This is a genomic window from Streptomyces sp. NPDC059828 (genome assembly GCF_042731955.1).
Taxonomy (GTDB): Bacteria; Actinomycetota; Actinomycetes; order Streptomycetales; family Streptomycetaceae; genus Streptomyces.
In genome coordinates this window covers 1-5,915 of sequence record NZ_JBHWIW010000093.1, presented here as the reverse complement: position 1 = coordinate 5,915, position 5,915 = coordinate 1, and the positions used below count along the sequence as shown (strand labels likewise).

The window sequence follows — 5,915 nt, the reverse complement described above, 5'->3', positions numbered from 1 at the left end:
GGGCCCCGGGACATGTCCCGGGGCCCTTCTCCCTTGCCTATCGCTGACCGCTCACCGCTCACCGCTCGTCGAGGAACAGCTCCTCGAAGTGCTTGCGCACCACGGGCCAGTCCCACACCGACAGTGCGTGCTCGGCCGCCAGCTTGCCCGCTTCGCGCCAGGCGTCCTCGGTGGCCGTGCTCTCGAGGATGCGCTTCGCCGCCTCCTCGGGGGAGCCGACCACCCAGCCCTCCGGGTAGAGGGTCCGGGCGCTGTTCGGCTTGCCGGCGTAGAAGGGCCAGTCGCGGGCGACCGGGACCGCGCCGCTCGCCGCGCCCTCCATCAGGCCGACATGGCAGCCCTCGCGCACCGAGGAGCTGATGATGGTGCCGATCTCCGCGAGCTTCGAGGGCACGTCGTCCGTCGGCCCCAGCCGGACCACGGCGCCGGACTCCTCCAGCGGAGCCAGCTCCTGCTCGAACTCGCGGCGGTACTCCCGGGTCGCACGGCTGGTCTTCGGGTCCATGTCACCGCCGACGAGGATCAGCCGGTAGCGCTCGTCGTGCTTGCGTACCCGCTCCAGGACCTCCACGGCCCACTTGGGGTCCTTGGCGACCTGGCTTATCCCGACCAGACCCAGGTTGAAGCGGGCCTCGGCCGGCTTCGGACGGGCGAAGCCCGACAGGTCCATGGCGTTGTCGAGGACGTGGAAGCGGGGCGCCGACTCGCCGCGCAGCTGCGGGACGAGGGAAGCCGCCAGGTCCTTGACGTGCGGGGCGACGAACACGAGGTCGTCGATCCGCGAGAAGTCCGTCATGTGCGGCCAGCGCGTGAACGCCTCGTAGCTGTGCAGCCGCACCACGATCCGGGTGTCGCCCGGGTCGATGGTGGTGAGCATTCCGGCGGGACCCACCGACCAGTCCACGAAGACCGTGTCGGCCCAGTCGAGGTACGGGCGCATCAGGCGCTCCACCTCTTCCTGGTAGTCGCTGGTGCCGCCCGCGAGACGGTCCTCCAGCATGCGCCGGCCCGCCCAGGAGATCCGCTTCAGATGCTTCGAAGCGGCCAGGTCGAGGTAGCGCAGCTCCACGTCGGGGTGGTTCCCGAAGTGCTCCAGGATGTGGTGGAGGAAGTTGTCGTTGGCGCTCGTGGTCACCAGCAGCCGCAGCGGACGATCCTTGGGCGCGGGCGCCGCGGGGACCTTGCGGCCCTGGGGACGGCTCAGCGCCTGCATCGCCTTGGAGCGGTACAGCGGCTTGACGAAGCCTTCGGCGTCCTTCGCCAGCGGAGAGGTCAGCTGGTCGATGTGCAGCACCCGGTGGAAGTCCAGGAACAGCGCACGGTCCAGGGCCGAAGCGGCCTTCGCCGTCTTGCCCGCCGCGAACTGCTCGTCCGCGTGGGCGAGCTGGGCTGCCACCGCCTTGCCGAGATCACGCGGGCTGATGCCCTTGGTGATCTCCTTCATCACGGCCTCGTCCATGAGCTGCGCCCTGAGCCCGAGGTCCGGGATCTTGGACGCCGCCGCGACGAGTGCTATGGCCGCGCCGCTGGTACGGCCCGCCCACTGCATGCCCTCGGCGACATAACGAGAGGTCGCGGCCCGCACCTTGGTCGGCACACCGGGCGCGGTGACGGCGGTGCGCCACAGCCGGGCACCCACGCTGGAGCGCATCACCGGGCGCGCCGTGGCGGTGCGCATCACCGCGGCCGGCAGCCCGTCCACGGAGCGGCGCACATCGCGGGCGACGGCGTCCAGGGGCGGCAGCGCCGAACGGCGGGTGACGCTGCCTCCCTGAGCCTGGAGACCCTCGACGGCCTTCAGGGCGGGCGCGAGTCCGAACATGGCCTCGGCGCTGCGGTTGTACTGGGCGAGACGCCACACGGTGTACACGGCGCCCGGGTCGAGGGCGACCAGGACATCCGCCTTGCGGGCCTGGGCGCGCAGCCACGCGTCGCCCTTGGACTGCATCCACACCCGCATACCGAGTGGCGAGGTGCGGGCCTTGCGCCGCAGCGCCTGGCTGCGGTGCGCCACGGTGCGCGGCAGCTGGTGCAGCCCGGCCACCTCGAGCGTGCCGACCTCGTCGGCGCAGGACTCCAGATGGAACGTGCCCGCCAGGTGGACGCGGGCGCCCTGGGCGTTGAACTTGCGCACCGAGTCGGCGAGTACGCCGAACTGTGGCTTGGCAGCGGCGATGAACAGGACTTCGGTCACGGGGTCGGTCCTCCGGCGACGATCGACTTCTCGGCGAGGGGTTCCTCGTCCCCGGTGCCCGGTGCCACTTCGCCGGGCGTGAGCGCATCGGCCGGCTTCTCCGCCGGGTCCACGGCGCGCTCGGCCGTGAACTGCGTGACGAGGTTCTTCACGGCGACGGTCATCAGCGCCTCGCGGGTGAACTGGTCGGCGTGCGCCATCGCCTCCGCGTGCACCTCGTCGCTGGTCTCCACCGCCATGTGGGCGGCCCTGACGAACGACTCGGTGAGACCGGCCTCGTCGATGCCGACGGCGCCCGTCCACAGCGGGTGCCCCTGCAGCACGTTCGACGCGTCGTGCTCGACGACATGCGCCGAGACGATCGGCAGGCCGGTGGCCATGTACTCGTACACCTTGCCGGAGGTGACGTAGCGGCCGCCGATCAGGATCAGCACCATGGCGTCCCAGCGGGCGTAGATCGACGCGACCTCGGCCTTGGCGGCGGGGCCGCCGAAGTGGACGCCGTCGGCCTCGGCCTGCTTGAGGATCTCGGTGTGCCGGTTGGACTCGCGGCCCGCGCCGTTGCCGATGTGGCCGCGCACCTCGAAGCGCGCGTTGGCGAGCAGCGGTTCCTGCTCCCGGGCCGCACGCCAGGCGTTCAGCACCGTTTCCAGGTGCTGGGGGGTGAAGTTGACCGTCCCGAGGTACCCGAAGACCAGCCCGGACTCCGGGTCCGGCGCGTGGGCGCGACCCGGAGAGCTGTCGGCGTCGTAGCCGTTGCGCACGACGTGCACCCGGTCGGCGAAGTCGGGGTAGCGCTTGCGGTAGTGCTCGGCGATCGGGTCGTTCACGACCCACAGCGAGACCGCGTGGTCGAGGATCCTGCGCTCCCAGCGACCCTCTTCGGAGTCGGGGCCGAAGGCCTCGACGCCCTCGATGACGTCGATGGACCAGCCGTCGCGGAAGTCGACTGCGTACGGCACCTGCTTCTCCTGCCACAGCTTCCAGGCCGCGGCGAGATTCACGTACGGGACGCAGCTGGCCAGCAGCAGATCCGCAGGGTGCTCCTGGTGGATCCGCAGGACGGCCTGCTCCAGGTCGGTGCGCCACTCGCCGAAGTTCGGCTCGGGGAACGGCTTCATCTGGCGGCGGCGGAGCTTGGCGACCCAGCCGTTGGGGTTGAGTGCGCGGGCCTCGTCGTAGAGGCGGATGTCCGTCTCCAGGTCTTCACGTGCGAGCGGAAGCTCGACGATGTTGACCCTGGGGTCGACCTGCTCCAGCAGGGTGAGGTCGATTCCGGAGTCCCGTTCCCAGGACTCCTGGGCGACGGTGACGACGGTGACGTCCCAGCCCACGTTGATGAACTGGTTCGCGGTCTCGCGCATGCGGTACGCCGAGCTCTTGGCGGCCGGAGGGAAACCGATGGCGAGGTAGATCACATGGGGCCGCTTGCCTTCCGTGGGCAGCCCGGACCTGGGAGACGCTGACATAACCGGTGACGCTAGCACGGTGACATGTACGGATTCGGGTCACTCTCGCCACACTCCCCGGGGAGATACCCCTGGAGCATGGTGAGGTGGGCCACGTGCCCGTCATGCGTGCTGGCTGCCCCCCTTCCACTCTTCCATGATCCGGACGACGTTGTGCGCGGCACGGCCGTCGCCGTACGGGGTACCGGGGTCACCGGTCGGTACGGCGCGGGTCACCGTCGCGGCCCACTCCTCCGACGAGAGGAGGTGGGGCTCGGGAACAAGGACGTTCCAGCCGGTCTCGACGGTTTCCACCCACTCGGTCTCGGGACGGACCGTGGTGCAGATGCGCTCCAGCAGGAACGCCTCCTTCTGGAGGCCGCCGGAGTCCGTGATCACGCCGGTGGAGGCCAGCACGGCGGCGACCAGGCCGGCGTACGGCAGCGGGCGGCCGACGTGCACATTGCCCTGCGCCAGGTCGATGCCGTGCGCCTCGGCCCTCGCCACCAGGCGGGGATGGGCCAGCAGGGCCACCGGCACGGGCAGCTTCGCCATCGACTCGAGGATCGCGGTGAGCCGCTTCGGGTCGTCGGTGTTGTCCGGGCGGTGCAGGGTCGCCAGCAGGTACGGCTGCGACGGGTCGATGCCCTCCGGGAGCACGGGTGCGGGGTGCTGCCCGGCCCGAACGCCGTCGCGGATCTTCAGGCAGATGTCGACCATGACGTCACCGGCGAGCTGCGCGCGGTCCGCGAGGCCCTCGCTCGCGAGGTGGCGCATGGCCTCCTCGGTGGGGGCGAGCAGCAGGTCGGCGCAGTGGTCCGTGAGCACGCGGTTGTGCTCCTCGGGCATCCGGCGGTTGAAGGAGCGCAGGCCCGCCTCCAGGTGCGCCACCGGAAGGTGCATCTTCACGGCGGAGAGCGCACCGGCGATGGTGGAGTTGGTGTCGCCGTAGACGAGGACCCAGTCCGGCTTCTCGCGCTCCAGGACCGGGTCGAGCGCGGAGAGCACCGAGCCGGTCTGCACGCCGTGGCTGCCCGAGCCCACACCGAGGTGCACATCAGGGTCGGGAATGCCGAGACCGTCGAAGAAGACGTCGGAGAGATCGGCGTCGTAGTGCTGTCCGGTGTGCACGATGAAGTGCTCGTGCTCGGTCCCCGCGAACGCCGCCGCGATGGGGGCGAGCTTCACCAATTGAGGACGGGCTCCGACGATGCTGATGACTTTCACTGAGCACTCTTCTTCTTGGTCCAGGGCAAGGGAGGGCGTGTCACGGTCTCACACTGGTCGCCATGGTAGGCAATCCACGGCGGCGCCCGGCCGGGCCCGTCCGTGCACCGGAGGCGTTCCGGGGGCGCGGGCCGGGCGTTGTGCCATGGTCAGGGCACCGGCCGGACAGCGCCGGGCCGCAGATCGCGACGTCCAGCAGCCGCATAACGATTGCGTGAATCGCGCGCGTACTTCGACCGAAAACGCGCCATGGCCCGATGGCCTTGATGACCGGGTGTGATCGGCAGGTGGTCGAGTGTGAGCGGTGCCGCCACCGTGTGCGCCCCGGGCCGACGGGCCGTACGCGTGGTGGCGGACGCGGCACCCGGGTCAGACGGCGGCGCGCTCCGTCAGGACGCCGTCCTTCTCGTCGAACAGGGAGCCGGTCTGCGGGCACTCCCACACCCCCGGCTCGCCCTCCCGCTCGGCCAGTCGCACACCGACCCGGCCGACCCAGCCCACCTGGCGCGCCGGCACCCCGACGACCAGCGCGAAGTCGGGCACGTCCTTGGTGACGACGGCGCCCGCCGCGACCATGGCCCAGCGGCCGATGCTGATCGGGGCCACACACACCGAACGCGCGCCGATGGAGGCACCGTCGGCGATCTTCACGCCCACGGCCTCCCAGTCGCCACCGCGCTTCTGCTTGCCCTCGGGGTCCACCGAGCGGGGGTTGTGGTCGTTGGTGAGCACCACGGCGGGGCCGATGAAGACACCGTCACCGAGCTCGGCGGGCTCGTAGACCAGCGCGTAGTTCTGGAGCTTGCAGTTGTCGCCCATGCGCACGCCCGAGCCGACGTAGGCGCCGCGGCCGATCACGCATCCCTCGCCGAGGCGGGCGCCGTCGCGGATCTGGGCGAGATCCCACACGCTGCTGCCGGCGCCGATCTCGGCGCTCTCGTCGACCTGGGCGCTGGGCTGGACCCTGTAGTTCACTTCTCCGCCTTGCTTCCGGTGTCTGGCCTACCGGCGAGCATACGGGGCCCACGCCCCCGGCCGTCCTCGTC

4 protein-coding genes are annotated in these 5,915 nt (G+C 70.8%); all 4 read right to left on the bottom strand.

Features of this window, described 5'->3' with window-relative positions:
* Positions 1–58 precede the first annotated feature (58 nt).
* The 4 genes from ACFV6V_RS30870 to ACFV6V_RS30855 all read right to left on the bottom strand — a co-directional run bounded on the left by ACFV6V_RS30870 (position 59) and on the right by ACFV6V_RS30855 (position 5,844).
* The gene (locus tag ACFV6V_RS30870; protein ID WP_385571147.1) at positions 59–2,194 is read right to left on the bottom strand and encodes a glycosyltransferase; all 2,136 of its coding nucleotides are present in this window, start codon (positions 2,192–2,194) and stop codon (positions 59–61) included.
* A complete protein-coding gene (locus ACFV6V_RS30865) occupies positions 2,191–3,612 on the bottom strand; it encodes a glycosyltransferase (RefSeq protein ID WP_385571148.1) in 1,422 nt (473 codons plus the stop codon). Before ACFV6V_RS30865 ends, ACFV6V_RS30870 begins: the two co-directional genes overlap by 4 nt.
* A gap of 153 nt (positions 3,613–3,765) precedes the next feature.
* On the bottom strand, positions 3,766–4,869 hold the full coding sequence (gene wecB / locus ACFV6V_RS30860; protein ID WP_385571146.1) for a non-hydrolyzing UDP-N-acetylglucosamine 2-epimerase: 1,104 nt from the start codon (positions 4,867–4,869) through the stop codon (positions 3,766–3,768).
* Between the two features lie 369 nt (positions 4,870–5,238).
* Complete coding sequence (locus ACFV6V_RS30855) at positions 5,239–5,844, bottom strand: acyltransferase (RefSeq protein WP_385571145.1); 606 nt, start codon at positions 5,842–5,844, stop codon at positions 5,239–5,241.
* Positions 5,845–5,915 lie beyond the last annotated feature (71 nt).